The following is a 3,494-nucleotide window of genomic DNA, read 5'->3' on the forward strand; positions in this document are numbered from 1 at the left end:
CGCATCCATCCCGCCAAATTTGGCCCGCCATTTGTAAAAGCTGGCGCTGCTCATCCCATGCTCCCGACACAGCTCAGAGACCGGCACACCACCCTCCGCCTGCTTCAGGATCGTCATGATCTGAGCGTCGCTAAATCGTCAGTTCTTCATCGTAAATCTCCTCAGATATCTTGCCGGGAAAATTCTACTTGTGAACACCACTAATTTTGGGGGGATTACCACCGCCCCCCAAATGATGGCGCGGCCGCAGATCGCCCAAACCCATTTAAAGGCATGGTTTCATTGATCCTTGTCAAAACTCCTGTGGATTGCCGCCCGATAATGGCGTGTCGAATCATCTTTCGATGTCGCGCGTCAACACTTGGAAGGGAGAAAAAGATGCTGAATTCTAAACTTCAGATTTGCGCTGTTGTTCTGTGCTGCGGTCTGGGCGGAATCGCTCAGGCTGATGATCTTGGCAAGGCCGAGTATATGAGCGCCTGTGCATCCTGTCATGGCGAGAGCGCCGCCGGCGACGGACCGTTGGCCGAGTTGATGACCGTGCCGGTGCCTGCGTTGACCGGCTTGTCGGCGGCCAATGACGGCAACTTTCCGATGCTCGATGTCATCCACTCGATTGATGGGCGTCAGGGCACCCGTGGCCACGGATATCCCATGCCTGTCTGGGGCGACCGCTTTGCCAAGGATATCCCGAATGCGGGGCCCTATGGGGCCGAACCGATCATTCGCGGGCGTGTCCTGTCGATTGCCTATTATCTGGAATCGATTCAAAAGTGACGCGGTGATCCGACGACATTGATGAATGGCTTTACACCCCTCCACGTGATCTGTGGCGGGGTGCAGGGCGTTCAGCCGTGCGCCGGTGCCTTGCCCGAGGGCGCGCGGTAGGGGCGGGTGACATCCTTGAGCGTGACCTCAAGCGCCTCGATCTCAAGCCGGATCGCGCCGTCGCCGGCAAGCGTCAACAGGATATGGCCCGCGCCTTCTTCGCCGGGTTCAAACGTGATCGACAGAAGCGACAGGATGGTATCGTGGTCCGTGCGGTCGATGCCCTGGCTGGCGATGCGCAACACATTGTCGATCACCAAGAGCGATTGCACCCGCTCGGGCGCGTGGCGTGTTTGACCGGCATCTTCCCAGCGGAACCGGTTGATCAGCAGGGCGAAACGCCGCTCACCGGCGCGCCATGTCATCTCGGTGATCGGAAACACCGCGTCTTGCGCCAGCGTCGAGATCACCTTGAGGTCATCAAGATCAAACGCCCCAAGGTTCAGCGGCGCTTCGCGGCCATCCTCGAATTTTGCGTCTTCGGTCATCTGTCCGACACCCGTTCGATTTTCGCGCCGACGCCTTCAAGCTTGCGCACGACATGCTCGTACCCGCGATCAAGGTGGTAAACGCGATTGACGATGGTTTCCCCCTCTGCCGCAAGACCCGCCAGGATAAGCGAAACGCTGGCGCGCAGATCGGTCGCCATCACCGGTGCCCCCTTGAGGCGGTCAACACCGGTCACCGTGGCAACACCGCCATGCACCTCGATATTGGCGCCCATCCGGATCAGTTCCGGCGCGTGCATAAAGCGGTTCTCAAAGATGCGCTCTTCAAGCACCGATGTGCCCTCGGCGGTACACATAAGCGCCATCATCTGTGCCTGAAGGTCGGTGGGAAAGCCGGGGAAGGGTTCGGTCACCACATCGACCGCACGCACGCGACCGTTCTGGCGGCTGACCTTGAGGCCCTTCGCGGTTTCCTCGACACTTACGCCCGCCGCATCCAGCTTTTCGCAGAACGCACCGACAAGGTCGATCCGCCCGCCCAAAAGCTCGACTTCGCCACCGCAGATCGCAGGCGCCAGCATATAGGTGCCAAGCTCGATCCGGTCGGTGACCACCGGATGGGTGGCCCCGCCAAGGCGGTCAACGCCCTGAATGGTGATGGTATGCGTGCCTTCGCCCTCGATCTGCGCGCCCATGCGGCGCAGGCATTGGGCAAGGTCAACGATCTCGGGCTCGCGCGCGGCGTTCTTGAGCACGGTCGTGCCCTTGGCCAGCGTCGCCGCCATGAGGGCGTTCTCAGTCGCCCCGACCGACACGATCGGAAAATCGACCACGCCGCCGCGCAACCCGCCGGGCGCGCGCGCATGCACGTAACCGTCTTTCAGTTCAAGCTCTGCGCCCATCGCCTCAAGCGCCTTGAGGTGAAGATCGACAGGCCGCGCGCCAATCGCACAGCCCCCCGGCAGCGACACAACCGCATGGCCGTCGCGCGCAAGCATTGGCCCGAGCACAAGGATCGAGGCGCGCATCTTGCGCACGATGTCATAATCGGCGACGTGATTGTCCAACGCATGGCTCGACATCACCAGAACCTGACCATCCTGCAATTGCGACACCTCGGCGCCGAGCGATTGCAGAAGGGTGGTCATCGTCTTGATGTCCGACAGGCGCGGCGCATTGGTCAGGGTCAGTGGCTCTTCGCTCAAAAGCGTGGCCGGCATAAGCGTCAGACAGGCATTCTTGGCCCCCGCGATCGGGATCTGCCCCTTGAGCGGGCCATTGCCCGTAACGATAATCGAATCCATCTGCTCTACCCTTTGTCCTCGTTCCCGGTCACCGGCTCGCCCGGCTTGTCATCGGTGCGGGCGCGCATCTGGGCCTTACGCCGCGCAAGATTGGCCTTCAATGCCGATTTTAACCTGTCTTCGCGGTTCTGGCCTTGTTTGGCGCCGATTTTTGGGGATTGTTTTTTGCTCATACCGCTTCTTTACAGCAGCAATGAAAAACCGTCCAGTTACCCCTTGCACCACACGCAATTAGGGGCTAATCAGCGCGCCACAGAGTGCTGCTGTAGCTCAGTGGTAGAGCGCGTCATTGGTAATGGGTGGGTCCATTCCAAATTGGTGTGTTTGAACATTGAGTTAGCAGGACGCGGAAATTATTAGTAGGGTATTAATAGGGCGTATATTCTAAAGCCCTAGGTTTTATAGGCTGTGGTAGCTCAGTGGTAGAGCGCGTCATTGGTAATGACGAGGTCGGGAGTTCAATCCTCCCTCACAGCACCATAAAACACTGATTTTTCCGTAGAATCTGCCCCCAACGTCGACGCGCAAGCTTTTACTGGCCCAATCGACATAACCTGCCGGATCCCAATGAACTTGGACAGAAAGCACGTTTGTCTATACAGCACTTGATCCCAGTCAAAGAGAACCCTTGCAATCAGTCTTAAGGTTCTTTCATTTCCAGGATGCGTTCGGAGATGAGTTCAACGGGGCCACGCAACCTATCAACGTTGATAATGATATACCCAACCATCTGATCACAGCGCGAAAGCCCGCGATGGAATTGTCGAAGCGTTTCGCCATGCCGTCAGAGGTGGTCGCGAAATTTCGGATCAGTTGTTAAGGTGGATCGCATGACGAAAGAAGTGATCCGGTATGAAGAAACGCAAAAACCATTCACCCGAATTCAAAGCCCGTGTTGCGCTTGAGGCGATCC

At 58.2% G+C, this 3,494-nt stretch carries 4 protein-coding genes, 1 tRNA gene and 1 pseudogene; 2 read left to right on the forward strand and 4 right to left on the reverse strand.

Annotation, left to right across the window (positions count from 1 at the left end):
- Window positions 1-138: pseudogene (locus tag ROG8370_RS19515) on the reverse strand (transposase); the annotation flags it as partial.
- A 240-nt stretch (window positions 139-378) separates the two neighbouring features.
- Between ROG8370_RS19515 and ROG8370_RS19520 the strand changes: the two are divergent.
- Window positions 379-777 (forward strand): c-type cytochrome, encoded by a 399-nt coding sequence (locus tag ROG8370_RS19520; protein WP_085828793.1) that lies wholly within the window; start codon window positions 379-381, stop codon window positions 775-777.
- Window positions 778-848: 71 nt separating this feature from the next.
- On the opposite strand, the gene ROG8370_RS19525 is transcribed toward ROG8370_RS19520, so the two are convergent.
- Genes ROG8370_RS19525 through ROG8370_RS20710 form a run of 3 tightly spaced genes read right to left on the reverse strand, consistent with a single transcriptional unit; the run spans window position 849 to window position 2,754 of the window.
- Window positions 849-1,316, reverse strand: coding sequence for a DUF2948 family protein (locus ROG8370_RS19525; protein ID WP_085828794.1), 468 nt, complete (start codon window positions 1,314-1,316; stop codon window positions 849-851).
- On the reverse strand, window positions 1,313-2,581 hold the full coding sequence (murA, locus tag ROG8370_RS19530; protein WP_085828795.1) for a UDP-N-acetylglucosamine 1-carboxyvinyltransferase: 1,269 nt from the start codon (window positions 2,579-2,581) through the stop codon (window positions 1,313-1,315). The genes ROG8370_RS19525 and murA overlap by 4 nt, the downstream gene beginning before the upstream one ends.
- A gap of 5 nt (window positions 2,582-2,586) precedes the next feature.
- A complete protein-coding gene (locus ROG8370_RS20710; RefSeq protein WP_170925317.1) occupies window positions 2,587-2,754 on the reverse strand; it encodes a hypothetical protein in 168 nt (55 codons plus the stop codon).
- 232 nt (window positions 2,755-2,986) lie between these two features.
- Between ROG8370_RS20710 and ROG8370_RS19535 the strand changes: the two genes are divergently transcribed.
- Window positions 2,987-3,061, forward strand: a tRNA-Thr gene (locus ROG8370_RS19535).
- The last annotated feature ends 433 nt before the right edge of the window (window positions 3,062-3,494 follow it).

Origin of the sequence: Roseovarius gaetbuli, from assembly GCF_900172365.1 — a bacterium.
Classification (GTDB): domain Bacteria; phylum Pseudomonadota; class Alphaproteobacteria; order Rhodobacterales; family Rhodobacteraceae; genus Roseovarius; species Roseovarius gaetbuli.

Coding starts and splice junctions, on each gene's coding strand:
- murA (WP_085828795.1), bottom strand. CDS start 2,581: ATGGATTCGATTATCGTTACGGGCAATGGCCCGCTCAAGGGGCAGATC.
- ROG8370_RS19525 (WP_085828794.1), bottom strand. CDS start 1,316: ATGACCGAAGACGCAAAATTCGAGGATGGCCGCGAAGCGCCGCTGAAC.
- ROG8370_RS20710 (WP_170925317.1), bottom strand. CDS start 2,754: ATGAGCAAAAAACAATCCCCAAAAATCGGCGCCAAACAAGGCCAGAAC.
- ROG8370_RS19520 (WP_085828793.1), top strand. CDS start 379: ATGCTGAATTCTAAACTTCAGATTTGCGCTGTTGTTCTGTGCTGCGGT.